This window comes from Micromonospora sp. NPDC023644, from assembly GCF_040640115.1.
Taxonomy (GTDB): domain Bacteria; phylum Actinomycetota; class Actinomycetes; order Mycobacteriales; family Micromonosporaceae; genus Micromonospora.
Genome location: NZ_JBFABA010000005.1, coordinates 158,375 through 184,113, shown reverse-complemented (window position 1 = coordinate 184,113; position 25,739 = coordinate 158,375). Strand labels below are relative to the sequence as shown.

The window sequence follows — 25,739 nt, the reverse complement described above, 5'->3', positions numbered from 1 at the left end:
GCCGGAGACCGGTGCGTGGGCGGACCGGTCGGCACGACGCCCGACGATCGTCGCACAGCCGCGGCCCCCGGACGGGTCCGCGAAGCGGCGCGGCGGGGTCAGTTGCCCTGCCGCGCCAGGATCTCCGCCGCCGCCCGCTCGCCGGCCTCGATCGCCCCGTCCAGGTATCCCGCCCACCGGGTGGCGGTCTCCGTGCCGGCCCAGTGCACCCGCCCCACGGGTCGGCGCAGCTCCGGGCCGTAGCCGCACCACGAGCCGGGGGTCGGCGCCCCGCAGAAGCACCCCCGCGTCCACTCGTCCGCCGACCAGTCGTACTCGACGAACTCCTCGGGCCGTCCGGCCGCCGGTCCGGCGACGGTGGCCAGGGCGTCGAGCAGGCTGGCGCGCCGGGCCTGCGGCGACATCCGTCGCAGGGCGTTCGCCTCCGGGCCGTAGCTGAAGGCGGTCAGCACCCCGCGCGGGGAGGCCGGGGTGCTGTTGTCCACCGTCTCGGTGACCGGCCCAACGAGGCAGAAGGCGACACCGGAACGGCCGTCCGCGCGCCAGAACGGCTCCGGGTAGATCGCGTGGACCTTGATCGCCGAGCCCATCGGCATCCGCTGGGTGAGCGCGTCGCGCAGGGGCGGCAGAGGCGGGTCGTACCGGATGCGCCCGGCCAGCGTCGGCGGCACGGCGACCACCACCGCGTCCGCCTCGACGCGGTCGGTGTCGGTGTGCACGACCACGCCGGCGCGGTCCTGCCCGATCGCCCGCACGGGCGCGCAGAGCCGCACCGCGTCCGGGCCGAGCGCGGCGGCCAGCGCCTCGGCCAGCACCGGCGGTCCGCCGACGATCCGGTCCTGCTGCGCGCCACCGGCCATGGCGAGCAGCGCCCGGCTGCCGCCGCCGGCGCGCAGGTAGAACGCCAGCTGGAGCAGGGAGACCTCGTCCGGCCCGGCGGCCAGCAGACCGCCCGCGAGCAGCCGCCCGAGATAGCGCGCGGTGGCCGGGTCCGGGGCGGCCGCGCGCAGCCAGCCGGCCAGCGTCGTACGGTCCCACTCGGCGGCCTCGGCCCCCGCCCACGGCGCGGCGGGGTCCACCCGCTCGGCGTAGGCGTCGAGCAGGTCGAGGACTTTCGCGGCGGCCTCGGGCGGCCCGGCGTGCCGGCCGTCGGGGAACAGCACCGACGACGCGCCGTACGCCGCGGAGGGAAAGGTGGCGATCCCGTACCGGGCGAGCAGCCCGTTGACCCGGTCCTGGGTCGGGCCGACCCACTGGGCGCCCAGATCGAGCTGGGTGCCGTCGGCCAGCCACCGGGTGAGCACCCGCCCACCCAACCGGTCGCGCGCCTCCAGCACCCGCGTCCGCACGCCGGCGCGGGCGAGCGTGAGCGCGGCGGCCAGCCCGGAGAAGCCGGCGCCGACCACGACCACCTCGGTTCCCATGCGTCGGCATACCCGTTTGCGCCGCCGCCATGACCCCGACGCCGGGTCACCCGCCGGTCGTAACACCGACAGCGAGGGCGAGCGTGGCCCAGCGGCCGGACGGGCCCATACCGGCCCCCACCTGCCGGACCGCCCCGCACCGCGGGCGGTCACGCCGATCGCGGCGGCGCCACCGATCGACACGCGTCAGCGCGTCGGGGCTGCGCGGTCGGCCCTCCGAGGGCCATCCTTGTGCGGTGCGGCTGTCGCCCGTCCTCCGACGGCGGGTGCGGTCGGAAAGAGCGAAGGACCGTGAAGGACACGAGAAGGAGGATGCCGTGCGCTACGTCGACGGCCCGGCGGTCGAGTGCGACCTCCACCTGGCAGCCGATCCCGCCCGGGTGTGGGAGCTGGTCACGGACATCGAGCTGCCCGTGCGGTTCAGTTCGGAGCTGCGCCGGGTGCGGTGGCTGGACGGCAGCGAGGGGCCGAAGCTCGGCGCCCGGTTCGAGGGGCACAACCAGCATCCCGCGTTGGGCGAGTGGCGCACCGTCTCGCACATCGTGCGGTTCGACGAGCCACAGGTCTTCGGTTGGGTGGTGCTCGACCCCGACAACCGCTTCGGCGGCGGCCCCGCCGACCCGAGCCGGCCGGGTGCCACCTGGCAGTACCGCCTCACCGCCGAGGACGGCGGCTGCCGGCTGTCGCACTCCGTGCGGATCGGCCCCAGCCGCACCGGGCTCAGCCTGGTCATCGACCGGGCCCCGGAGCACGAGGAGGAGGTCATCGAACGCCGGCTGGCCGCGCTGCGGGACGCCATGACCGACACGTTGCAGGGCATCCGGGGCCTCGCCGAGCAGCCGCGCTGACCACGGCCGGCGGCGCTGCGCGGTTGGCACCGGGCTCGCGCGTCGTCGAGCCGCACCGCTCAGCCGCGACCGCCTGCCGGGCCGGGCGCGGTGGTCCTGAAACGTGCCACGAACGCGCCGTACACGGGAGTGCCCGACAGGTTGTCGCGGATGGCGAACACCACGCGGTCGAACCGGTCGACCTCGCGCAGCGCGTCGGCGAAGGCAGCCGCCACCGTGGCGGGATCGTTGCGAAACACGCCACACCCCCACGCGCCCAACACGATCGTCCGATGCCCGTGCGCGGCGGCCACCTCGAGCACCCGCCGCGCACGGCGGCGCAGGACCGCCGGCACATCGGCGGCGTGCGCGGGCTGGTTGCGGACGATCGCGCCGAGGTTCGGCGCCGCGGCGGTCAGGAACGACGTCGTGTACGGCTGGTCGAGCAGGGTGCCCTTGTCGTCACGGAACACCGGCACGCGCGGGGAGTAGATGACCCGATCGCTGTATCGCAGGTCGCGCTGGCCGCGGTGGAACGCGTAGAAGTCGGGCGCGGCGAGCAGGCACGGGTACAGCGCGGACGATCGCGCGATGCTCTCCTCCTGCGCCTTCGCCCCGCCGAGGAACCCGCCGCCCGGATTCTTGGCCGATGCGAACACGAGACACGCCGCACCCGGCCCGAGCCGGTGGGCCGCCTGCAACGTCGACTCGTACGTCACCTCGACGTCGCCGGCCCCGGCCACCGTCTCCCCGACCGGGAGCACCTCGTCGGGCAGGTGGTGACGGGTGCCGGCGACGGCGGCCCGCACCTGCGCACCGATGACGACCTCGTCGCCGGCGCCGGTGCGGTACCGGCCGAACTCGGCGATCGCCACCGTCTGCCGGGCGACCTCGCGGAGGCGGCTGCTCACCGGTTCACCCGGCGCATCCGCTGCTTGGGGGCATGCACAGCCAGCAGGCTAGGGGGCCACCACCTCGCCGACAACCGCTTTCCACCGTGCTACCGCTACGAGCAGACCGCCGACGACCTCGCCGAACGCATCGCGACCGGCGAGTTTCCGCCGGGCTCCAGCGACCGTTGGTGTGGCATCACGGCCAGAAGATCCGGCCCGCGTCATCAAGGTACGCCTCGTTCTCCGCCAGACGGTCGGCGATGTCATAGAGCATTGCGGCCATGTCCGCCCACTCGTGCTCAGCCATGGCTCCCACATCCCGGTAGAACTCCATGACGCAGCCGTGCTTAGGGCCGCCACGCAGGTCCACGAACAGGTTTCCGCCGCCTCCGTTGGTGGCGACGGGCAGCCAGGCGGGCAGCCAGGTGTCGCATCTCGTTCCGGCCGGACGGTTGTTCTCCGAGCTGATGAAGGCTTCCAGCTGGTCGAAGAGCGCGAGCTGCCGGGCGACGTCCATCCACAATCGGCGGCTCTCGAGGGCCTGGTCGACAGAGTAGGGAACGAAACCGGGCGGGATGAGCGTGCCGCCATCGACGTCAAGGCCGAAACGTGCTCCGTCGGCATACAGCCACCAGGCCCGCAGGTCGGGTGGCAGTTGCCGGCCGACCGCCTCCTGAGCCGCTGCGAGATCGGTCTCTGAAGCCGGCGGTCGCAGCACCGCACGAGCTCGGGGCGCGTGCTGTCGGAGCCACGCGTCGATACGGCGTATCGCCGCCTCGGCGATCATCGCCCGGTCCATACTCACCATGATTCACCTTCTGGGCGCTCCGAATACCGGCGTCCCTGCCAGTTCTCGGACAGCAGGTTATCGTCCACGGGCGGCCCGGCCTGGTCGTCACGTCGTGGTGGTCTCCGGCCTGCCCAAGAACGACCGGGATCGCCGCGTACCGCTGCCAATATCGGTGGCGCCCTGCGTGCTTAGGGTGTCGAACGCTGATCGATCGCCGGGAAGGAGAAAGTTGATGCTCAACCTGCCGGACGGGTGGGTGCAGGTGTGGTTTCTCATGCCGCCTGGCAGCAATGCGACGAGCATGGGGATGGGCGCGGAACTGGTGGCACCGGATCGGGTGCGGTTGCCGAGGGCGCCGCGGGGCGCGTTCGACGCCGCGATGCACGACATTTTTCGTGTCGAGCGCGACCGCGACGGCCAGTGGTGGGTCAAGGAGAAGGTCGCGGCATCGGGCTACTGCGCGATCCGCATCTGGGCCCCTGATGGGAACGATCTTGAACACTTCGAGGACGTTGTCCTGGCTGACTTCGCCCCGTTGCAGGTGAGCGGGGCGGGCATGTTCGGACTTGTCGTCCTCGATGTTCCACCGACAGCGGATCTGCCACGGGTGCGGTGGCTCTTACGCGACGGTGAACGCGACGGCCGCTGGACCGTCGATGAGCTGTGTGTCACCGCAGCGTGGCAGGCAGCCGCTCCATGATCATGTGTTCGTCGGGGAATCGGTTACGGATCGATGACCACGGTGCTCGGTGTCGCCACTGGGTGGTGCCTCATCGGTCAACTGAGGGCTACGACTCCCCGAGTCAGTCACCCGCCGGACGAAGCCGACGGCGCTTTCTGACACGCATGTCGTAGCGTCGATGGCATGAAGCCGGTGGTGGTGTCCCTCGTAGCGGTTGTCGCGTTGCTGATCGCGGCATTCATCTTCCTTGGCTGGCGAGACCGGAAGCGGCACTCCTCGCCCGAGGACTCGGCTGCGGCCCGCGATGCCAGGTCTACGCAAGAGCGGTACGCGGCGGAGCGTCATGCCGTCCAAGGTGAGGTTTGGCGGCGCGGCCAAAACCCGCCCAGCACCTGAGCGGGCCTCACGTGAGCAGGAAGCCCTACCTAGCCCCCGCCTGCCGCCGGTCCGCCCTCCGGGGAAGCGGGCCGTCGCCGGCCCGCCACGTCAAGCGGACCTTGACGCACGCACGGACGCTGCCGGAACAGACTGAGCCGGCCGGGCGCGCGACGGATGCCCGCTTCCGCGATTCCGGCACGGCTGCCCCGCTGCGGATCGGTCCGCCGACAGGTCAGTGCGCGGCCAGGACCACCGCATCCGGCTCGAGGCCGGCGAGCCGGGCCGGTCGCACGACCACGAGCAGGACCGCCGTCGCCGCCAGCATGCCCCCCGCGACGACGACGGCCATGGCGACCGCGCCGGTGCCCAGCACGCCCACCAGGGGCGCGGCCAGCGCACCGACGCCGAACTGCACGGCGCCGAGCAGGGCGGAGGCCGTACCGGCCGCCTCCCCGTGGCGGGACAGGGCCAGGGCCGGCGCGTTCGGCATCGCCAGGCCCGCCGCCGCGAGCACCACCCACAGCGACGCCAGCAGGCTCGGCAGCCCACCGAGGCCGGTCACGGCGAAGGCGAGCAGCGCCAGTCCGGCCACGCTCCCCGCGCCCAGGGCGACGACGAGGATCCGCTGCGGCGAGTGGCGGCGCAGCAGCCGTACGTTGAACTGGGTCGCCGCGATCAGCCCGACCGCGCCCGCCCCGAAGGCGAACCCGAACTCCTGCTCGTCCAGGCCGTACTGCTCCTGCAGGACGAACGACGACCCGGCCACGTACGCGAACAGCGCGGCCATGGCCAGCCCGGCGACCAGGACCAGGCCCACGAACGTACGGTCGCGCAGCAGCGAGCCGTAGAGCGCCACCGTCGCGACCACGCCACCGCGCCGGCGCCGGTCGGGCGGCAGCGTCTCGGGGAGGCCGAGCGCGGCGACGACGACGAGCAGGACGCCGAACGCGGCCAGCGCCACGAACACGCCGCGCCAGTCCGTCCAGCGCAGCACCCCGCCCCCGAGGGTCGGCGCGAGGATCGGCGCCGCCCCCATGACCAGCAGCAGCCGGGAGAGCAGCTTGGCGAAGGCCGCGCCGTCGAACAGGTCACGGACCACGGCCATCGCGACCACGGAGGCCGCGGCGACGCCGAGGCCCTGCACCACCCGCAACGCGCCGAGCACCGCGATGTTCGGCGCGACGACGCAGAGCAGCGACGCCACGACGTGCAGCGCGACGCCGGCGATCAGCGGGGCGCGCCGGCCGACGGCGTCGGAGAGCGGGCCGATCAGCAACTGGCCGAGGGCGAGGCCCGCCAGCGTGCCGGTGAGGGTCAGCTGGACCGCCGCCGACGTGGTCTGGAAGTCGGCGACGAGCGCGGGAAGCGCGGGCAGGTACATGTCGATGGTCAGCGGGCCCACCGCGGTCAGCGAGCCGAGGACGAGGACCAGCCGCAGGCGCTGCCGGGGGCTCATCAGGTCACCCCGCGTCAGCGGGGCTGCCGGGTTCTCGGGGGCGTCGACGGCGGCCGTCATCGGCTCGCCTCCGACCGGTCGGTGCGCAGCCGGGCTGGGCAGGGTGCAGGAGTCACATCTGGCTCCAAATCCGGATCCGGTGATCTCATTCCCGCTCGGCGGTGAGGTAACCGAGCTCACAGCCCTGCGGCGGCGGTCGTGGGGCGAGCGACGAGGCGCGCCGAGGCAGTGGAAACGGGCTCGCCGGGCGCGGTCGTGTCCCACGCGGCGGCTAGTCTGCGCGGGTGCGGGAGACGATGTTCTGGAGCAACCTCGATGGCTGACGCCGACGACGTCCGGCACCTGGCACGGGCGCTGCCGCACGTGGTCGAGGTCGACAGCGAGGGCTTCGACTTCCGGGTCGCCGACAAGGGGTTCGTCTGGTCCTACCCGGAGCGCCGACCCGGCAGGCCGCGCGTCATCCGGACCGACGTCGCGGTGCTGTACGTCGGCGACGAGGCGGAGAAGCAGGCGTTGCTCCTCGGCGAGCCCGAGGTCTTCTTCACCACGCCCGCGTACGACGGGCTGCCCCTGGTCATGCTGCGGCTGGCGCAGGTGACCGTGGACCGCCTGAGGGAACTCGTCACCGACGCGTGGCGCATGCGGGTCCCGGAGCCGCTCGCCGGCGACCTCGACGACGGCACCGCTCCTTCCTGAGCCCCCGCACCTCGCGCGCCGTGGTCGGTCCGCAGGCCCACGGCGGCGACGTCGCGCTCGCACGGGACGACCCGCGCGAGCACGCCCGAGGGCCACGCCCTGGCCGGCGCGCGGCGGCGCCGGTCGAGACGGACCCGTCAGTAACATCTGAGCACGATGGAAGGACCCTCCCACGAAGTGGAAGACCGCAGCACATGCCGGGAAACGATCAAGGCCCCGGGCGGCGTTTTGGCTGCTCATGGCCGTGATGCCCGGCGCTCGCCACGAGGACTCGGCCCCCTGACCTTTTGATCCACAGGCAGAAGGGTGGACACTGCCGAAGGTGCCGCCGCATCGCGGCGCGCGCATCATTGGTCTAAAGGAGGGCTCGGTCGGTGTTCAGTCGTGTCGCCATCGTCAACCGTGGTGAGGCCGCCATGCGGCTCATCCACGCCGTACGGGACATCGCCGCGGAGACCGGGACACGGATCGAGACCGTCGCCCTGCACACCGACGTCGACCGTACGGCCACCTTCGTCCGCGAGGCGGACCTGTCCTACGACCTCGGTCCCGCGTCCGCGCGCCCGTACCTCGACCTGAAGGTGCTGGAGCGTGCGCTGGTGGAGACCGGGGCCGACGCCGCGTGGGTCGGCTGGGGCTTCGTCGCCGAGGACCCGGCGTTCGCGGAGCTATGCGAGAAGGTCGGGGTCACCTTCGTCGGACCGAGCCCGGACGCCATGCGCAAGCTCGGCGACAAGATCGGCGCGAAGCTGCTCGCCGAGGAGGTCGGCGTGCCGGTCGCGCCGTGGAGCCGCGGCGCGGTCGAGACCCTGGACGCCGCCCTGGCGGCGGCGGCCGGGATCGGCTACCCGCTGATGCTGAAGGCGACCGCCGGCGGCGGCGGGCGCGGCATCCGCGTGATCACGAGCGAGGCCGAGCTCGCCGACGCCTACGAGCGCACCAGCCAGGAGGCCGCGCGGGCGTTCGGCAGCGGCGTCGTGTTCCTGGAGCGCCTGGTCACCGGCGCCCGGCACGTCGAGGTCCAGGTGATCGCCGACGGCCAGGGCACCGCGTGGGCGCTCGGGGTCCGCGACTGCTCGGTGCAGCGGCGCAACCAGAAGGTCATCGAGGAGTCGGCGTCGCCGGTGCTCGGTCCGGAGCAGACGGCCGAACTCAAGGCGTCGGCCGAACGGCTGGCTGTCGCGGTCGGTTACCGCGGCGCGGCGACCGTGGAGTTCCTCTACCACCCCGGCGACAAGCTGTTCGCGTTCCTCGAGGTCAACACCCGCCTGCAGGTGGAGCACCCGATCACCGAGTCCACCACGGGATTCGACCTGGTCAAGGCGCAGCTGCACGTGGCCGCGGGCGGGCGGCTCGAGGGCGAGCCGCCGGTGGAGCGCGGCCACGCCATCGAGGCCCGGCTGAACGCCGAGGACCCCGACCGCGACTTCGCGCCCTCCCCCGGCCGCATCGCGCGGCTGGACCTGCCCGCCGGGCCGGGCATCCGCGTGGACACCGGCGTCAGCGAGGGCGACACCATCCCCGCCGACTTCGACTCGATGATCGCGAAGATCATCGCGTACGGCCGCGACCGCGACGAGGCGCTCGGCAGGCTGCGCCGGGCGATGGCGCAGACCACGGTGATCATCGAGGGCGGCACGACGAACAAGAGCTTCGTGCTCGACCTGCTCGACCAGCCGGAGGTGGTCGACGCCAGCGCGGACACCGGCTGGATCGACCGCGTCCGGGGCGAGGGCAGGCTCGTGACGCACCGACACTCCGCCGTCGCGCTGGCGGCCGCCGCCATCGAGGCGTACGAGGAGGAGGAACGCGTCGAGCGGCAGCGGCTGCTGTCGACGGCGTTCGGCGGGCGCCCGCAGGTACAGCACGAGAGCGGCCGGCCGCTCGACCTCAAGCTGCGGGGCGTCGCGTACCGCGTGCGCGTCGCGCGGGTGGGCGCGCACCGGTTCCGCGTCGGCATCGAGGCGGGTACGACCGTCCGCACCGCCGACGTCGAGCTCGACCGCTTCGACCGGCACACCGGGCAGATCCTCGTCAACGGCACCCGCTACCGCCTGCTCATCGGCACGCACGGCCCGATCCACCTGGTCGAGGTCGACGGCGTGGCGCACCGGGTCAGCCGCGACGAGGGCGGCGTCCTCCGTTCGCCCTCGCCCGCGCTGGTCGTCGCCACGCCGCTGAAGGTCGGCGCCGAGGTCGAGGCGGGCGCGCCGGTGCTGGTGCTGGAGAGCATGAAGATGGAGACGGTGCTGCGGGCGCCGTTCAGGGCGCGGCTGAAGGAATGCGTCGTGGCCGTGGGCACCCAGGTGGAGACGGGTGCGCCGCTGCTGCGGCTGGAGCCGCTCGCCGACGACGCCGAGGCCGGTGAGACCTCGGCCGGCGAGGCCGTCGAGCTGGACCTGCCCGCCGCGCCCGCGACCATCCCCGCGCGGGAGCGCGCCACGCGCGGCCAGGAGGACCTGCGCAGCCTGCTGCTCGGCTTCGACGTCGACCCGCACGACGAGCGCCGGCTGCTCGACGACTACCTCGCCGCGCGCCGGGCGGCCACCGAGGACGGCCACCGGCCGCTGGCCGACGAACTCGGCCTCATCGGCGTGTTCGCCGACCTCACCGAGCTGAGCCGCAACCGGCCGACGGGCGAGGACGGCGGCGGTGCCGGCCACGTGCCCAGCGCCCGCGAGTACTTCCACACCTACCTGCAGTGCCTCGACGTCGACCGGGCCGGGCTGCCGGAGGCGTTCCAGGCCAAGCTCGCCAAGGCGCTCGGGCACTACGGCGTCACCGAGCTGGAGCGCTCCCCCGCGCTCGAAGCCGCCGTGTTCCGGATCTTCCTCGCCCAGCAGCGCGCGTCCGCCGACGCCACGGTCGTCGCGACGTTGCTGCGCGCCTGGCTGCGGGAGCCGCCGCCGGACGAGTCGCTGCGCGAGCCGGCCGGCCTCGCGCTGGAGCGGCTGGTGGCCGCGACGCAGGTCCGCTTCCCCGTGGTCTGCGACCTCGCGCGCGGCGTGGTGTTCGCCTGGTTCGCCCAGCCGCTGCTGCGCCGCAACCGCGCCCGCGTCTACGCCGACGTCCGCCGCCACCTGCGCCACCTGGACGCGCACCCGGACGCGCCGGACCGCGCCGAGCGCATCGCCGAGATGGTGCGCTCCACCGAGCCGCTGGTGCGGCTGCTCGGCCAGCGGATCGTCCGCGACCACCTGGACAACGCGGTCATGCTGGAGGTGCTGACCCGGCGGTACTACGGCAACAAGGACCTCACCGACGTCCGCACCAGCGAGGCCGAGGGCTGCACGTTCGTCGTCGCCGAGCGGACGGACTCGTGCGTGGTCTCCTCCGCGGTGAGCTTCGACGCGCTGGGCAGCGCGCTGCGCGGCCTCACGGAGCTGGCGAGCGGCCACGACGCCATCGACGTCGACATCTACCTGGCCTGGGAGAACCAGCCGGCGGACTTCGACGCGATGGCGGCGGCGCTGCACGAGGTCGTCAGCGCGCACCCGCTGCCGAACCAGGTCCGCAGGCTGACCACCACCGTCGCGGGTCGCAGCGGCGCGGTGATGCACCACCACTTCACGTTCCGTCCCTCGACCATCGGGATGATCGAGGAGCGGCTGATCCGCGGCCTGCACCCGTACATCGCGCAGCGGATGCAGATGGAGCGGCTGAGCAAGTTCGACCTCACCCGGCTGCCGTCGTCGGACGAGGAGGTCTACCTCTTCCAGTGCGTGGCGCGGGAGAACCCGTCGGACGACCGCCTCGTCGCGTTCGCGCAGGTGCGCGACCTGACCGAGCTGCGCGAGCACGACGGCCGGCTGGTCGCGCTGCCGACGGCCGAGGACGTCCTCGCCACCTGCCTCGACTCGATCCGCCGCGCGCAGTCGCGGCGGCCGTCGAAGAAGCGCTTCAGCACCAACCGGATCGTGGTCTACGTCTGGCCGCCGAGCGACCTCACCCGCGCGGAGCTGAGGATGATCGCCCGGCGCGTGCTGCCGACGACCGCGGGCGCCGGGCTGGAGGAGATCCTGTTCATCGCGCGCCAGCGCGACCGGCGGACCGGCGAACTGAGCAAGATCGCCGTACGCATCTCCTTCGACGCCACCGGCGGCACCGAGCTGACCGTCGGCGAGCCGTCGGACGAGCCGGTCGAGCCGCTCGACGACTACCGGCAGAAGGTGCTGCGCGCGAGCAGCCGCAACGCGGTGTACCCGTACGAGCTGACCGGCCTGCTCGGCAACTTCGTCGAGCACGACCTCGACGACGACCACGCGCTGGTGCCGGTCGACCGGCCGAAGGGGCGCAACAGCGCGGCGATCGTCGCGGGCGTGGTGACCACGCCGACCCGGCGGCACCCGCAGGGCGTCACCAGGGTCGTGCTGCTCGGCGACCCGACGAAGGCGCTCGGCGCGCTGTCGGAGCCGGAGTGCCGCCGCGTGATCGCCGCGCTGGACCTGGCCGAGCGGATGCAGGTGCCCCTGGAGTGGTACGCGCTGTCCGCGGGCGCCCGGATCTCGATGGAGTCGGGCACGGAGAACATGGACTGGGTGGCTGCGGCGCTCAAGCGGATCGTCGAGTTCACCCAGGACGGCGGCGAGATCAACATCGTGGTCGCGGGCATCACCGTCGGCGCGCAGCCGTACTGGAACGCCGAGGCGACGATGCTGATGCACACCAAGGGCGTCCTGGTGATGACGCCGGACTCGGCGATGGTGCTCACCGGCAAGCAGTCGCTCGACTTCTCCGGCGGGGTGTCGGCCGAGGACAACTTCGGCATCGGCGGCTACGACCGGGTGATGGGCCCGAACGGGCAGGCGCAGTACTGGGCGCCGAACCTGACCGCCGCGCGGGACGTGCTGATGGCGCACTACGAGCACACGTACGTCGCGCCCGGCGAGGAGGCACCGCGGCGGGCGCGGACGACCGACCCCGTCGACCGCGACATCTCCGACTTCCCGCACGTCGTGGTGGGCAGCGACTTCACCACCGTCGGCGAGATCTTCTCCGCCGAGGCCAACCCGGACCGCAAGAAGCCGTTCGACATCCGGACCGTGATGCGGGCGCTCTCCGACCAGGACCACCCGGTGCTGGAGCGGTGGGCGGGCATGGCCGACGCGGAGACCGTGGCGGTGCAGGACGTACATCTCGGCGGCATGCCGGTGTGCCTGATCGGCATCGAGTCGCGGGCGGTGCCGCGGCGCGGGTTCCCGCCCACCGACGGCCCGGACACCTACACCGCGGGCACGCTGTTCCCGCGGTCGTCGAAGAAGGCCGCGCGGGCGATCAACGCGGCCAGCGGCAACCGGCCGCTGGTGGTGCTGGCGAACCTGTCGGGCTTCGACGGCTCGCCGGAGTCGATGCGGAAGCTGCAACTGGAGTACGGCGCCGAGATCGGCCGCGCGATCGTGAACTTCCGCGGGCCCATCGTGTTCTGCGTGATCTCGCGGTACCACGGTGGCGCGTTCGTGGTCTTCTCGAAGGCGCTGAACCCGAACATGACCGTGCTCGCGCTGGAGGGCTCGTTCGCCTCGGTGCTCGGCGGCGCCCCCGCCGCCGCGGTGGTGTTCTCCGGCGACGTCAACGCCCGTACCGCGGCCGACCCGCGCGTGCGGGAGCTGGAGGCCCGCGTCGCGGCCGCCTCCGGCACGGACCGGGCGGCGTTGACCGCGGAGCTCGACGAGCTGCGCTCGTCGGTGCGCGTGGAAAAGCTCGGCGAGGTGGCCGCGGAGTTCGACCGGGTGCACAACATCCAGCGCGCGGTCGACGTCGGCTCCGTCGACGCCGTCGTCCGCGCGGCGGAACTGCGCCCGCGCATCATCGAGGCCATCGAGGCCCGCCTGCGCTGACGGTGGCGCGCCACGGCGAGGACCTCGCCGTGGCGCCGCACGCCGGCCTGCTCGCCCGCCGGGCGCCTGTACCGGTGCGGACGCGTCCCGCGTCCGTGCCGGTGCGGGCGCCTTCCGCGTCGCGCGGCGCACGGCGGTACGGGGTGCGCCGAGCGGCACCTGGCCTCGACGCCCTCCCGGCGATCCGCCTCGGATTCGACCGACAGGCACCAGATGAACACGGCATGTACGGCGCCTTACACGCCCGTGACCAAATGATGTCTATCCTTCGATGGCGTTGGTAGGGTGCTGCGGTGCCTCCCCCTTCCACCGTCGGCGCGCCACCGGGCGACCGCTCCCTGACCCCCGTGTCCGCGCCCTCCACCGCCCGACAGGTCCGGCGCGCACGCTTCGGCGAAACCGGTCTCGCCTGGCTGATGCTGCTGCCCTCGGTGGCGGTCTTCGCCCTGTTCGTGTTCTGGCCGCTCGGGCGGACGCTGTACCTGTCGGTGCACGGCAACGACATCTTCGGCGCCGCGTCGGAGTACGTCGGCGCGGCACACTACCGGGACATGCTGTCCGCGGAGTTCGGCGAGGTGCTGGCCACGACGGCGCTGTTCACGCTCTTCTCCGTGGTGCCGGCCGTGCTGGGCGCGCTCTTCGTGGTGCTGCTGCTGGAGGCGCGCATCCGCGGCGTACGGACGCTGCGCACCGCGTTCGCGCTGCCGTTCGCGTTCTCGGTGGCGACCGCGTCGGTCATCTTCGCCGTCATCTACAACCCCGCGATCGGGGTGGCGAACGGCCTGCTCGGCTCGCTGGGGATCGACCGGGTCAACTGGCTCACCGACCCGTCGATCGCGCTGCCCGCCGTCTGCGCCGCGACGGTGTGGATGAACTTCGGCTACAACATCCTCGTGCTCTCCGCCGGGGTCTCGGCGATCTCGCCCGAGGTGGTCGAGGCGGCGCGGCTGGACGGCGCGACCGGGTGGCGGCTGGCGTCGCGGATCACCGTGCCGCTGCTCTCCCCGCAGCTGTTCTTCCTCGTCGTGGTCTCCACGATCCACGCGTTGCAGAGCTTCGGGCAGATCCACATCCTGACCAAGGGCGGGCCGGACCAGGCCACCACGACCCTGGTCTACTCGATCTACGAGAAGGCGTTCGCCTTCGGCTCCTCCGACTTCGGCGCGGCCAGCGCGCAGGCCGTCGTGCTGCTGGTCATCATGCTCGGCTGCACGGCCGTCCAATTCGGCGTCCTCGAACGGCGGGTCCACTACCGATGAAAAAGCTCAACCTCGGGCGGGTCGCCGTCTACCTCGTGCTCGGCCTGGCGGCGATCCCCGTGCTCTTCCCGGTCTACTACGGCTTCGTCGGCGCCGTGATGGGCCCCGGCGACCTGGCGACCTATCCGCCCGCGCTGGTGCCGAGCGCGCTGCACTGGCAGAACGTCACCGACGTGTTCCGCTCGGTGCCGCTCGGCCGCTTCTACGCGAACTCCGCCGTGCAGGCCGGGGTCGTCACGGTGGCGCAGGTCGTGACCAGCATCTTCGCCGCGTACGCCTTCGCGTTCCTTCGCCTGCCCGCGAAGGCGGCGACGTTCAGCCTCTTCCTCGCCACCCTCATGGTGCCGTGGGAAGCGATCATCATCCCCAACTACCTGGCCATCTCCGACTGGGGCCTGACGCGGGGCGGGCTGACGTACCTCGGCCTGGTGCTGCCCTTCCTCGCCTCGGCGTTCGGGACGTTCCTGCTGCGGCAGGCGTTCCTGCAGTTTCCCAGCGAGTTGCGCGACGCTGCGGTGATCGACGGGTGCGGCCACTGGCGGCTGCTGTGGCGGGTCATCGTGCCGCTGTCCAAGCCCTCCATCGCGGCGGTCGGGGTCTACGTCTTCCTCTCGGCCTGGAACCAGTACTTCTGGCCGCTGATCCTGATCCGCGACACCGAGTTCCAGACGCTGCAGATCGGCATCTCCCAGCTCAACGACGCCGAGGCGGCGCAGCCGGGTCTCGTCCTCGCCGGCGTCGCGTTGTCGCTGCTGCCCACGCTGGCCGTCGTGATCTTCGGCCAGCGCTACATCGTCCGCGGGCTGACCGCCGGGGCGCTGCGTTGAACCATCGAGAAGGAGAACCAATGAGAAGACCTCGGCTCCGCCGTACGGCGGCGGCGTTCGTCGCCGTCGTGGCCGCCGCCGCGCTCACGGCCTGCGGCGACTCCGGGTCCGGCACCGACGGCGGCAGCGGCGCGCTGGACGCGCCCGGCGCCGAGGTGCTGGAGAAGGCCACGGACAAGACCACGATCGAGTTCTGGCACGCGATGAAGGGGGCCAACGCCACCGCCGTCGACCAGCTCGTGGCCGACTTCAACGCCCAGAGCGGGGGCAAGGTCGAGGTCAAGGCGGTCTTCCAGGGCAGTTACGACGAGACGATCGCGAAGTACAAGGCGTCGGTGCAGCAGAAGAGCACGCCGGCCCTGGTGCAGATCTACGACATCGGCAGCCGCTTCATGGTCGACTCGAAGCAGGTCGTGCCGATGCACAGGTTCATCGAGAAGGACGGCTTCAACGCCGGCGACATCGAGCCGAACATCGCCAGCTACTACTCGGTCGACGGCAAGCTCTGGTCGATGCCGTTCAACTCCTCGACGCCCCTGCTCTACATCAACAAGGAGGCGTTCGAGCGGGCCGGCCTCGACCCGACGAAGCCGCCGAAGGACCTCACCGAGATCGGCGAGCTGGCGAAGAAGCTCACGGTCAAGGACGCCAGCGGCAAGACCGTCCAGTACGGCTTCAACGCCGCCATCTACGGCTGGCTGGTGGAGCAGCTGCTCGCCACCGACGGCAAGGAGTACTGCGACAAGGGCAACGGGCGCAGCGGCCTGGCCACCAAGGTGCAGTTCGACCAGGAGACGGCCGTGCGGGTCGCGCAGTGGTGGACGGACCTGGTGAAGGGCGGCTACGCGACGAACACCGGCCGCAAGACCGACGACGCCCAGGCCGCGTTCAAGTCGGGCACGGTCGCCATGCACCTGGAGTCCACCAGCGTGCTGCGCGGCTACGTCGACGCCGCGAAGGGCAAGTTCACCGTGCTCACCGCCCCGTACCCGAAGGTGAGCAGCTCGTCCACCGGCGGGCCGATCATCGGTGGCGCCTCGCTGTGGATCAACGGTGTCGGCCACAGCGACAAGGAGAAGCGGGCCGCCTGGGAGTTCGTGAAGTTCGCCTCCGGCCCGGTCCAGCAGGCCAAGTGGCACACCAGCACCGGGTACGTGCCGATCAACGCCAAGGCGCTCGACGAGCAGATCGACAAGGACTGGATGGCGAAGTTCCCCCAGTTCCGCACCGCCGTCGACCAGCTGCACGCGCTGCCGCCGTCGGTCGCGTCGGCCGGGTGCCTGCTGGGCGTGATGCCGCAGGCCCGCAAGGCGTCCGAGGACGGCCTCGAGGCGGCGATCGTCGGTAGCAAGCCGGCCGACCAGGCCATGAAGGACGCCGCGGCGAGCGTGCAGAGCGCCATCGACAGTTACAACAAGTCGGTCGGCTGAGCCCCGCCGTCACCGCGGGCCACCCGGGTGGCCCGCGGTGACGGCGTCCGCCGCGGCGCCGCTACGCGCCGCGCAGGTGCTCCCAGTGCAGGGCCGGCGTCCCGAGGTCCGCGACGGCGGCGAGCAGCCCCAGCCGGGCCGCGCGCACCTCGGGCTCGTGGGCCATCACGAACACGTCCTCGAAGAACGCCGTCACCGCCGCGTTCAGCTCGCGGGTGTCGCGGGCGAACGCGGCCAGGTCGGTCACGTCCCCGAGCGACCCGGCGACGGCCTGCAGCGCCCCGTGCAGGCGCAGCTCCGCCGGCTCGCGCAGCACCTCGGCGGCGTACGTCGGGGCGGTGCCGGCCGGCACGATGCGGCGGATCCGCTGCATCGTCTCCACCAGCCGCCGGAAGTCCTCGTCGTCCTCGACCTGCTGCAGCCGGCGCAACAGCGCGTCGACCAGGGCCGGCCGGTCGCTGTGCAGCATGACGGCGCGGGCCCGGTCCACCGGGACGCCCTCCTCCGACAGCGCCTGCTCCAGGCGCCGGCCGAGGAACTCGCCGATCCCGTCGAGCACCGCGTCCGGCACGTCGACCGGCTGCTGTGCCGCGGCGATGCGCAACCCGTCCACGAGCGACAGCGGGAACAGCACCGCGGAGGCCCGGTGCACCGCCTGCAGGCCCAGCGCCGCCCGGCGCAGCGCGTACTGGTCGCTGCTCCCGGTCGGCAGGCCCACCGTCGCGGCGAGGCCGCACAGGTAGTCGAGGCGGTCGGCCAGGGAGAGGATCGCGCCGGCCGGCGTGCCCGGCAGGGCGTCACCCGCGCTGCGCGGAAGCTCCACCTCCAGCAGCGCCTGCGCGACCGGCTCCGGCTTCCCCGCGCCGAGCGCGTACTCGCGGGCCATGACACCGGCCAGGCTGGTCAGCTCGGTCACCATCTGCGAGCCCAGGTCGAACTTGACCAGCTCACGGGCCTGGTCGAGGACCGCCCGGTCGGCGGCGTCGAGGTCGACCGCGTCGGCCAGCCGGGCCGCGATGGCACTGATCCGGTCGGCCCGGTCGTGCATCGAGCCGAGCTTGTCGGCGAAGGTCAGCGTCGTCAGTCGGGTCCGCATCTGCTCCGGCGCCACCTCGGAGTCGGCGACGAAGAAGAACGACGCGTCTTCGAACCGGGCGCGCAGCACGCCCTCGTTGCCGGCCCGCACGACGTCCTCGTCGATCGCGCCGTTGGCGATGGTGACGAAGTACGGCTGCAGCCCGCCGTCCTGGTCGCGCACGGGCAGGTAGCGCTGGTGCTTGCGCATGACCGTGGTCAGGATCGCGTGCGGCACGCGCAGGTAGTCCACCTCGAACGAGCCCAGCACCGGGGTCGGCGCCTCGACCAGGTAGGCGATCTGGTCGAGCAGGGCGGATTCACCGTCGACGTCGACGTGACCGCCGACCGAGGCGGCGAGCTTGACCGCGCCCTCGACGATCGTCTCCCGGCGGGCCTGCGTGCTCAGCACGATGCCGGCCGCGGCCAACCTGTCGGTGAACTCCTCGGCGGAGGCGACGTCGAACTGCGGTTGGGCGCTGCTGCGCAGCACCCGGGTCGTGCGGCCGGCGGCCAGCGCACCGACCGTGAAGGGCACGACCTCGTCGCCCCAGAGGGCGGCGATCCAGCGGATCGGCCGGGTGAACGACAGCTGCGGGTCGGACCAGCGCATGTTCTTCGCCGAGCGCAGCGTCCCGACGGCGGTGGCGAGCGCGCCGGAGAGCGCGGTCAGCACGTCGCGGCCCTGCTCCTTGCGGACGACCGCCAGGTAGGTGACGCCGTCCACGTCGACGCGCTCCAGGGCGTCGACGTCGGTCTTCTGCGACCGCGCGAAGCCGAGGGCGGCGGGGGTGGGCGACCCGTCGGCGCCGAACGCGGCGGTGAGCCGCGGGCCGCGCACGATCCGCTCGTGGTCCGCCTCGCGGGCGGCCACGTCGTCGACCACGGCGACCAGCCGGCGGGGCGTGGCGTCGACGGCGACGACGCCGTGCTCCAGGCGGGTCGTGGCCAGCGCCTCGGTGACCAGCGTCCGGAGCTGGGCGACGGCCGAGCGGGCCTCGCTCGGCGGCATCTCCTCGACGCCGACCTCCAGGACCAGGCGGCGGGCGCCGGAGCCGGCAGCCGGGGTGAGCGCCGGCGCGGCGGCGGGCTCGGCGGCGGACGCCACGCCCAGCGGGTGCTCCAGCTCGGCCCGGCGCTCGACCCACAGTTCGGCCACGGCGGCGGACATCTTGCGCATGCGGGCGAACTCGGCGGTCCGCTCGGCGGTCGAGATCGCGCCCCGGGCGTCGAGCACGTTGAAGGCGTGGGAGCACTTGAGCACGAAGGTGTGCGCGGGGATCGGCAGCCGCAGATCGATCATCCGCTGGGCCTCGGCGGCGAAGAGGTCGAGCATCCGGCGGGTCGACTCGACGTCGGCGTCGTCGAGGGCGTAACGGGACATCTCGTACTCGGCCTGCCCGAACACCTCGCCGTAGGTGACCCCGGGGGCGTAGCGGATCTCCTTGAAGTGGCGGACGCCCTGGAGCGCCATGAGGATGCGCTCGATGCCGTAGGTGATCTCGACCGAGACCGGCTTGAGGTTCACCCCGCCGGCCTGCTGGAAGTAGGTGAACTGGGTGATCTCCAGCCCGTCCAGCCAGACCTCCCAGCCGAGGCCCCAGGCGCCCAGGGCGGGCGAGGCCCAGTTGTCCTCGACGAAGCGGACGTCGTGCTCGTGCACGTCGATGCCGAGCGCCGCCAGGCTGCCGAGGTAGAGCTCCTGGGCGTTGCCCGGCTCCGGCTTGATGATCACCTGGTACTGGGTGTGGCACTGGATGCGGTTCGGGTTCTCGCCGTAGCGCGCGTCGTCGGGACGCACGGACGGCTCGACGTAGGCGACCCGCCAGGGCTCGGGACCGAGGACACGCAGGAACGTGGCAGGGTTGAGCGTTCCGGCACCCACCTCGGTGTTCATCGGCTGTACGGTCAGGCACCCCTGCCCGATCCAGTACTCGTCGAGGCGGGCAAGCGCGTCCTGCATCGTCAGCACGGGTTACAACTCCATCTCTGCCGCTGGGGGCACCCGGCCGCGACCGTGCGCGGCCCGGGTCTGGGCAGTCTATCGTCCGGGTGATCCGGGACTGACGGGATATTCCCCCCTGGCCAGGCGCCGGCGGTCCGTCTTGCCGTGCGCGGTCAACGGTATCGCCGCCACCTGCACGAAGCGCGAGGGGATCATGTGCTCGGGCAGCGTGGCCCGCAGCGCCGCGCAGCTGGCGGGCGGTGAGTTCCGCCGCGCGCCCGGGCTCAGCCGGCGAACGGTGGCAGCGCCGCGAAGCCGGGGTGCAGCTCGACCTGCCGGGCGAGCTGGGCCATCACCTGGCGCACCCGGGTCAGGGGGTGCTGCGGGAACCGCGCGTCGTACGCCGGGTCGTCGGCGACGTGCGACGGCAGGCCGCCCTCGCCGTCGGGCCCGTACGGGTGGGGCCGGAAGTAGTTCGTGGGGCCGACCTGGTCCATGACCGTCGCCTCCCGCTGGCCGGACCTCCCGCTCTCGGCGGCCTGCACCCGCAACACCGCGCTGCACGCGGCCTTCGGCACGATGTAGCTGCCCAGGAACGCCTGGCCGTGCGGCTGGTTGGGCAGCTTGACCTTGACGATCTGGCGGAGCGCCGGCTGGCCGCCGACCGGCGTGACGTCCGCCTCGATGAGCGCGCCGCCCTGGGCCGCCGCCATCTTCGCCATCCCCCGCCGCAGCGCGGCCGGATCCGTCAGCGGGGCGGGCAGGTCGGGAACCAGGTTGAAGAAGGTCGCCTGGATCACGATCCGCTCGTCGTTGGCCCAGCTGTCGGCGGCCACCTGGTTGAACCCGGCAGGGAGGAAGCGCCCGAAGGGATGCATGGGCTCCGATCGTGCCAGATCAGCTGCGCCCCGGGCCGGGCGGGCGGCACCTCCCCTCCCCCGCCCGCACGGCGCGCGGGCCCGGACCCGGCCGGGTGCCGTCACGTCCCCGACGGGCGGGGCCGCTCGATCGCCTCCAGCCTGCGTCGCAGGAGGGCCCGCTCGGGTCCGGTGCCGGCCAGGCCGAGCGCCTCCCGGTACGCCTCGGCGGCCTCGGCGTGCCGGCCGAGGCGGTGCAGCAGGTCGGCCCGGGCGGCCGGGTAGGGGTGGTGCCCCCGCAGCAGCGGTTCGTCGGCCAGCTCGTCCAGCAGCGCCAGGCCCGCCCCCGGGCCGTCGCGCATCGCCACGGCGGCGGCCCGGTTCAGCGCCACGACCGGGGACGGCGCCAGGGCGAGCAACACGTCGTAGAGCGCCACGATCTGCGGCCAGTCGGTGGTGGCGAGGTCCGCCGCCTCGACGTGCAGGGCGGCGATCGCGGCCTGCACGCCGTACGGGCCGGGCGGGCCGCCGGTCAGCGCGACGGGCACCAGGTCGAGGCCCTCGGCGATCATCGGGCGGTCCCAGCGGCCCCGGTCCTGCTCGTCGAGCAGCACCAGTTCGTCGTTCGGGCCGGTGCGGGCGTCGCGGCGGGCGTGGACCAGCAGCATGAGCGCGAGCAGCCCGGCGACCTCCCGTTCGGCGGGCAGCAACCGGCGCAGGATCCGGGCCAGCCGGATGGCCTCCTCGGCGAGGTCGAGCCGCTGCAGACGCGGGCCGTCGCTGGCCGCGTAGCCCTCGGTGAAGATCGAATACACGGCCTGGAGCACTCCCGGCAGCCGCTGCGGCAGCTCCTGCGCGCCGGGCACGCGGAACGGGATCCGGGCCTCGTGGATCTTCTTCTTCGCCCGGGTGATCCGCTTGGCCATCGTCGCCGTCGGCACCAGGAAGGCCCGGGCCACCTCGGGCGTGGTCAGCCCGGCCAGGTAGCGCAGGGTCAGCGCCCCGCGGTCCTCGGCCGCGAGCGCCGGGTGCGCGCAGGTGAAGAAGAGCTGGAGCCGCTCGTCCGGCAGCCCGCCGTCCGTCCCCGAGGAGGGGGCGGGGTCCGCCCGGTCCGCCTCCGCCTGGAGGATGGCCAGCCGCGCGGCGAGGGCCTGGTCCCGGCGCAGCCGGTCGACCGCCCTGCGGCGCGCCGTGGTCATCAGCCAGGCGCCGGGCCTGGGCGGAACGCCGTCGACCGGCCACCGCGCGAGCGCCGCCTCGACGGCCTCGGAGGTGACCTCCTCGGCCAGGTCGAGGTCGCCGAAGCGGCGGACGAGGGCCGCCAGCAGTCGACCGCGTTCCTCACGGAACACCGCCTCCACGACCGCCGCCGGCGCCTCGTCCGTCCCCCCGGTGCCGGCGGGCGCTCCGCCCACCGCGCTCAGCTCCCGAACTCGGCGACCGGCCGGACCACGACGGAGCCGCCCCCGCGCGCGCCGGGGCAGCGCGCCGCCCAGTCGAGCGCGACATCGAGATCCGGCACGTCGATCACGTAGAAGCCGCCGAGGATCTCACGGGTCTCGGCGAACGGGCCGTCGGTGACGGTCCGCCTGCCGTCCTGCCCGACCCGCACCGTGGTGGCGGTGACCAGGTCCGCCAGCGACTCGCCGGAGACCAGGATCCCCGCCTCGCGCACCTGCTTGTCGTAGGCCATCCAGTCGCCGACGTCGCACCCGTCGGCCCCGCCGTCCTCGCCGACCGCACCGGCGTTGATGAGCAACATGTACTTCACGATCCGACTCCCTCGTGTCGCGTCCCTGTCGTACGGCACGACCGCCGTACGCCCTCACTACGGACGGGAGACGGCCGATTGGACAGCCCGCCCGGGTTTTCTTTCCCGGAACGGGGTCCGGCGCGGGCCCGTACCCGTGACGGCCCGCCGCCACCAGGATGCCTCCCGTGCCGGCGGGCGGCCACGCGGCTGTCCGGTCCGACTACCGCTGGTGCCCGGTGTCGCTTCCGCTCGCGGTGGCCTCCGGCAGCAGGTGCCCCAGCCCGGTCAGTTCCAGCACCCCGTGGGCCGGGCTCTGCCCGGTGGCGGTGACGCGCAGGCTCGTGATGATCCGACCGACCTCGTGCAGGATCTTCACGCCGGTGCTGCTCAGGTGGGTGACCGGCGTGAGGTCGATGGTCAGCGGCAGGCTGCCGCCGCGGCTGGCCTGCATGATCGCGGCGCGCAGCTGTGGGCCGGTGACCAGGTCCACCGGCCCCTGCACCCGCAGCACCCGACCCGCCGGTGTCTCGATGACGGCGACCGCGAACTCCTCGGCGACGGTGGCCTGCTTGTGGGGGCCGGCCGCCTGGGCGGTGGCCACGGTGGTGACGTTGGTGGCCTGGCCGATGTGGTGGTGCATGCCGACGGTGGTGCCCGCCTCGGTGTGCCGGACCTCCGCCCGGTCGACGAGCCCGCGGATCATCGTCAGTCCACGGCCGCGGCCCCCCGGGTCGGGGACCGGTGGCCGCCACCGTCCCTGGTCGGCGCAGGTGACGTGCACGACGCCCTGGTCGTCCAGGGTGGCGTGCACCGTGAACATCCCGGCCGTGCCGCTGGGGTAGGCGTGGTCGATGGCGTTGGTCGCGGCCTCCCCCGCGGCGTGGACGAGGTCGCTCGCATCCGGGCCGCTGGCCCCGATCCGGGTGAGCCAGTCGCTCATCTGCCGACGCATCGGGCGCAGCGCCGTCGTGTCGGCGGGAAGGGTCAGGTGCAGGGGCGCGACGGGCTTCGGCAGGAGGTGGGCGGCGAGGAGCGTGGTGTCGTCGCCGAAGCCGCCGCCGGCCAGGGCGAGGCGCTCCGTGACGAGGGTGCAGATTCGGTCGGGTAGCCGCTGCGGGACGGTGGTGGCCTCGGTCAACATTCCTCGCCGAGCTGCCGTGGCGGTGTCCGCCAGGACGCGGGCGCCCTCGCGCAGGCTCTGCCGGGGTCGCTCGATCAGGCCGTCGGTGTAGAGCAGCAGGACGTCGTCGGCCCGCAGCTGGCAGGCGTGGACCGGGGCGGGGCCGGCTCCGGTGCCCAGGGGTCCCGCGGGCGCCAGCGGCAGGTACCGGCTGTCGCCGCTGGCGCCGATCACCAGCGGCGCCGGGTGTCCGTGGCTGGCCGCCTCGAGCGCCCCGCTGGTGGGGTCGAGCACCGCGAGGCAGGTGGTGGCGGCCCGGGTCGCGGGGGTGCGCGCCGCGAAGTCGTCCAGGGCGGCCAGCACCTGCGGCAGGCCGCCCCCCGACTGCAACGCCTGCCGGGCGACCGTGCGGAGTTGACCCATGGCCGCCGAGGCCGTGGCGCCGTGCCCGACGATGTCGCCGACGGTCAGCGCGAGCCGTCCGTCGGGCAGGGGGACCGCGTCGAACCAGTCCCCGCCGGCGACCAGGTCGCTGCTCGCGACGAGGTAGTGCGCGGCGACCTGGACGTTCGGCAAAACGGGCAACATGTCGGGCAGGAGGCTGCGTTGCAGCTCCAGGACCAGGCCGGCGGCCTGACGGTAGCGGCGTTCGGCGGTGGCGGCGGCGGTTTCGGCAGCCTGCCGGGCGGCCACTACACCGGTGGCGTCGACGGCCTGCACGATCACCCCGCGCACCGAGCCGTCCGGGTTGTGCCACGGCGCCATGTCGAAGGTGTAGAAGGCTTCCGTCAGCCTGCCGTCGCCGTCCCGGTCGGTCAGCACGCGCTGCTCGTAGCCGTGCGAACGGATGCCGTGCAGGGCCTGGTCGAGCAGTTCGAAGATGTGCTGGCCGGCGAGTTCCGGCACCGCCTGCCGGAAGGGCTCACCGATCAGGCCGCTGCGGTTGCCGACGGCGGCGCGTACCGCCGGATTCGCGGCCACCACCCGCAGCTCGGGCCCCTCGAAGATCCACACGAATCCGGGCAGCTGCTCGAAGCCGTCGAGCACCGCCTGCGGATCGCCGGAAGACCAGCCTGTATGCGGATCGGCCACAGACGCTTACCCCTCACCCGTGCGCACCAGCAGCACCCTGTCATGCCCGCGCTGGCCCCGTCCAATCCGCCACGTGCGGCTTCGTCGTCGACGAGTCCGGCGACCGGGCCCCGCCGCCGGTCCGCGGGGGTGGCGTCGGGGCGCACCGGCGGTCCTTGACCATGCCGGCCGGTTGGCCGTACGTTCCAACCACACATCGACATCGATGGTTGAATGTGGCCGGCGCGCCCGGTCCGGTCCCCACGTCCGCGGCCCTGCGGGCCCCCTCGCGACAAGGACGGTCATGACGATCACCCGCCGCTCGCTACTCGGTACGGTCGCCGCGGCCGGCCTGGCCACCGCCGTCGCGCCGGTCCTCGCCCCCGGCACGGCCCGGGCCGCCTCGTGGAAGAAGCGCCTCACCGGCGCCGACCTGGACACCAACCACCGGTGGCGGGTCGCGGGCACGGACCTCGGCATCCCGTACGTGCTGGAGAACGGCTCGATCGGCTACCTGTTCGGCGACACGTTCGACACCCCGTGGCCCGAGGGTCCGCCGCTGCCCAACGACTGGCGCTCACCGGTGATGCTGCGCTCCGCCGTGCACCCCGGCGCCGCCGGTGGGATCGTCTTCGACAGTGCCGCCCGCGTCGCGGGCAACGGCCGGGCCCCGGAGCTGATGCACAACGGCCACCACGGGATCGGCATCGACGGCCTCTGGGAGGTGACCGTCATCCCCAACGACGGCATCGCCTTCCCGGAGACCGGCCGCCAGCTCGTGTCGTACATGAGCATCGAGAACTGGCACTCCGCCGGCCCGGCGGGGCCGCACTGGCGGTCGCGCTACGCGGGGCTGGCCTACAGCGACAACGGCAACGACTTCATCCGTACGCCGCTGAAGTGGTGGAACGACGGCGCCAACACCGACCCGTTCCAGATGTGGACGATGCAGCGCGACGGGGACTGGGTGTACGTCTTCTCGGTGCGCGCCGGCCGCCAGCACGGGCCGATGATGCTGCGCCGGGTCCGCTGGGACCGGCTGTTCTTCCCCGAGTCGTACGAGGGCTGGGGCTGGAACGGCAGCAACTGGGGCTGGGGCCGCCCGTGCACCCCGATCCTGACCGGCCGCTTCGGCGAGCCCTCGGTGCGGCGGCTCGCCGACGGCACCTGGGTGATGTCCTACCTGAACTGCGCCACCGGGTGCATCGTCACGCGCACGGCGGACGGGCCGGACCGGGTCTGGACGCCGGAGCGGATCCAGGTCACCTCCTGGCAGGAGCCCGGCCTCTACGGCGGTTTCATCCATCCGTGGTCCAGCCGGCGGCCCAACGACCTGCACCTGATGGTCTCGAAGTGGACCAGGACACCCGACAACCGCAGCACCGCCTACCACGTCAGCCAGTTCGTCGGGTCGGTGTAG

At 73.1% G+C, this 25,739-nt stretch carries 17 protein-coding genes; 8 read left to right on the top strand and 9 right to left on the bottom strand.

Annotation, left to right across the window (positions count from 1 at the left end; genetic code table 11):
* Nucleotides 1-98 precede the first annotated feature (98 nt).
* Nucleotides 99-1,424, bottom strand: a complete 1,326-nt coding sequence (locus AB0G08_RS06465) for an FAD-dependent oxidoreductase (RefSeq protein WP_358084025.1) — start codon at nucleotides 1,422-1,424, stop codon at nucleotides 99-101.
* Between the two features lie 317 nt (nucleotides 1,425-1,741).
* Between AB0G08_RS06465 and AB0G08_RS06460 the strand changes: the two genes are divergently transcribed.
* Nucleotides 1,742-2,272, top strand: coding sequence for an SRPBCC family protein (locus AB0G08_RS06460; protein WP_358084022.1), 531 nt, complete (start codon nucleotides 1,742-1,744; stop codon nucleotides 2,270-2,272).
* Nucleotides 2,273-2,331: 59 nt separating this feature from the next.
* On the opposite strand, the gene AB0G08_RS06455 is transcribed toward AB0G08_RS06460, so the two are convergent.
* On the bottom strand, nucleotides 2,332-3,162 hold the full coding sequence (locus tag AB0G08_RS06455; RefSeq protein ID WP_358084019.1) for a TIGR02452 family protein: 831 nt from the start codon (nucleotides 3,160-3,162) through the stop codon (nucleotides 2,332-2,334).
* A 178-nt stretch (nucleotides 3,163-3,340) separates the two neighbouring features.
* A complete protein-coding gene (locus AB0G08_RS06450) occupies nucleotides 3,341-3,943 on the bottom strand; it encodes an SMI1/KNR4 family protein (RefSeq protein ID WP_358084016.1) in 603 nt (200 codons plus the stop codon).
* A 223-nt stretch (nucleotides 3,944-4,166) separates the two neighbouring features.
* On the opposite strand from AB0G08_RS06450, the gene AB0G08_RS06445 reads away from it, so the two are divergent.
* Nucleotides 4,167-4,634, top strand: coding sequence for a DUF4265 domain-containing protein (locus AB0G08_RS06445; RefSeq protein WP_358084013.1), 468 nt, complete (start codon nucleotides 4,167-4,169; stop codon nucleotides 4,632-4,634).
* A 592-nt stretch (nucleotides 4,635-5,226) separates the two neighbouring features.
* Here the strand turns inward: AB0G08_RS06445 and AB0G08_RS06440 are convergent.
* Nucleotides 5,227-6,450: a multidrug effflux MFS transporter gene (locus AB0G08_RS06440; protein ID WP_358084195.1), complete on the bottom strand. Its 1,224-nt coding sequence runs from the start codon at nucleotides 6,448-6,450 to the stop codon at nucleotides 5,227-5,229.
* Nucleotides 6,451-6,765: 315 nt separating this feature from the next.
* Between AB0G08_RS06440 and AB0G08_RS06435 the strand changes: the two genes are divergently transcribed.
* The 5 genes from AB0G08_RS06435 (at nucleotide 6,766) to AB0G08_RS06415 (ending at nucleotide 16,499) form a co-directional block, all read left to right on the top strand.
* Nucleotides 6,766-7,146 carry an MmcQ/YjbR family DNA-binding protein gene (locus tag AB0G08_RS06435; RefSeq protein WP_358084011.1) on the top strand — a complete coding sequence of 127 codons (381 nt, stop codon included), beginning with the start codon at nucleotides 6,766-6,768 and terminating at the stop codon, nucleotides 7,144-7,146.
* 374 nt (nucleotides 7,147-7,520) lie between these two features.
* Nucleotides 7,521-12,983, top strand: coding sequence for a carboxyl transferase domain-containing protein (locus AB0G08_RS06430; RefSeq protein WP_358084008.1), 5,463 nt, complete (start codon nucleotides 7,521-7,523; stop codon nucleotides 12,981-12,983).
* 293 nt (nucleotides 12,984-13,276) lie between these two features.
* Nucleotides 13,277-14,242, top strand: a complete 966-nt coding sequence (locus AB0G08_RS06425; RefSeq protein ID WP_358084005.1) for a sugar ABC transporter permease — start codon at nucleotides 13,277-13,279, stop codon at nucleotides 14,240-14,242.
* On the top strand, nucleotides 14,239-15,069 hold the full coding sequence (locus tag AB0G08_RS06420) for a carbohydrate ABC transporter permease (RefSeq protein ID WP_358084002.1): 831 nt from the start codon (nucleotides 14,239-14,241) through the stop codon (nucleotides 15,067-15,069). The genes AB0G08_RS06425 and AB0G08_RS06420 overlap by 4 nt, the downstream gene beginning before the upstream one ends.
* 20 nt (nucleotides 15,070-15,089) lie before the next feature.
* Nucleotides 15,090-16,499 (top strand): ABC transporter substrate-binding protein, encoded by a 1,410-nt coding sequence (locus tag AB0G08_RS06415; RefSeq protein WP_358083999.1) that lies wholly within the window; start codon nucleotides 15,090-15,092, stop codon nucleotides 16,497-16,499.
* A gap of 61 nt (nucleotides 16,500-16,560) precedes the next feature.
* On the opposite strand, the gene AB0G08_RS06410 is transcribed toward AB0G08_RS06415, so the two are convergent.
* The 5 genes from AB0G08_RS06410 to AB0G08_RS06390 all read right to left on the bottom strand — a co-directional run bounded on the left by AB0G08_RS06410 (nucleotide 16,561) and on the right by AB0G08_RS06390 (nucleotide 24,340).
* Nucleotides 16,561-19,536 carry a glycine--tRNA ligase gene (locus tag AB0G08_RS06410; protein WP_358084192.1) on the bottom strand — a complete coding sequence of 992 codons (2,976 nt, stop codon included), beginning with the start codon at nucleotides 19,534-19,536 and terminating at the stop codon, nucleotides 16,561-16,563.
* A gap of 266 nt (nucleotides 19,537-19,802) precedes the next feature.
* Nucleotides 19,803-20,396: a hypothetical protein gene (locus AB0G08_RS06405; protein WP_358083996.1), complete on the bottom strand. Its 594-nt coding sequence runs from the start codon at nucleotides 20,394-20,396 to the stop codon at nucleotides 19,803-19,805.
* Nucleotides 20,397-20,497: 101 nt separating this feature from the next.
* Nucleotides 20,498-21,790, bottom strand: coding sequence for a DUF6596 domain-containing protein (locus AB0G08_RS06400; protein WP_358083993.1), 1,293 nt, complete (start codon nucleotides 21,788-21,790; stop codon nucleotides 20,498-20,500).
* A gap of 5 nt (nucleotides 21,791-21,795) precedes the next feature.
* Entirely contained in the window at nucleotides 21,796-22,137 is a 342-nt protein-coding gene (locus tag AB0G08_RS06395; RefSeq protein ID WP_357869477.1) for a YciI family protein, read from the bottom strand.
* Between the two features lie 211 nt (nucleotides 22,138-22,348).
* Entirely contained in the window at nucleotides 22,349-24,340 is a 1,992-nt protein-coding gene (locus AB0G08_RS06390; RefSeq protein ID WP_358083990.1) for a SpoIIE family protein phosphatase, read from the bottom strand.
* Nucleotides 24,341-24,623: 283 nt separating this feature from the next.
* Here AB0G08_RS06390 and AB0G08_RS06385 point away from each other — a divergent pair, with 283 nt between their 5' ends.
* Nucleotides 24,624-25,739, top strand: a complete 1,116-nt coding sequence (locus AB0G08_RS06385) for a DUF4185 domain-containing protein (RefSeq protein ID WP_358083987.1) — start codon at nucleotides 24,624-24,626, stop codon at nucleotides 25,737-25,739.

Excerpts from the sequence above, each read along its gene's own strand:
- AB0G08_RS06465 (WP_358084025.1), bottom strand. The coding sequence starts at position 1,424 with ATGGGAACCGAGGTGGTCGTGGTCGGCGCCGGCTTCTCCGGGCTGGCC.
- AB0G08_RS06450 (WP_358084016.1), bottom strand. The coding sequence starts at position 3,943 with ATGGACCGGGCGATGATCGCCGAGGCGGCGATACGCCGTATCGACGCG.
- AB0G08_RS06445 (WP_358084013.1), top strand. The coding sequence starts at position 4,167 with ATGCTCAACCTGCCGGACGGGTGGGTGCAGGTGTGGTTTCTCATGCCG.
- AB0G08_RS06440 (WP_358084195.1), bottom strand. The coding sequence starts at position 6,450 with ATGAGCCCCCGGCAGCGCCTGCGGCTGGTCCTCGTCCTCGGCTCGCTG.
- AB0G08_RS06435 (WP_358084011.1), top strand. The coding sequence starts at position 6,766 with ATGGCTGACGCCGACGACGTCCGGCACCTGGCACGGGCGCTGCCGCAC.
- AB0G08_RS06420 (WP_358084002.1), top strand. The coding sequence starts at position 14,239 with ATGAAAAAGCTCAACCTCGGGCGGGTCGCCGTCTACCTCGTGCTCGGC.
- AB0G08_RS06415 (WP_358083999.1), top strand. The coding sequence starts at position 15,090 with ATGAGAAGACCTCGGCTCCGCCGTACGGCGGCGGCGTTCGTCGCCGTC.
- AB0G08_RS06410 (WP_358084192.1), bottom strand. The coding sequence starts at position 19,536 with ATGCAGGACGCGCTTGCCCGCCTCGACGAGTACTGGATCGGGCAGGGG.
- AB0G08_RS06405 (WP_358083996.1), bottom strand. The coding sequence starts at position 20,396 with ATGCATCCCTTCGGGCGCTTCCTCCCTGCCGGGTTCAACCAGGTGGCC.
- AB0G08_RS06395 (WP_357869477.1), bottom strand. The coding sequence starts at position 22,137 with ATGTTGCTCATCAACGCCGGTGCGGTCGGCGAGGACGGCGGGGCCGAC.
- AB0G08_RS06385 (WP_358083987.1), top strand. The coding sequence starts at position 24,624 with ATGACGATCACCCGCCGCTCGCTACTCGGTACGGTCGCCGCGGCCGGC.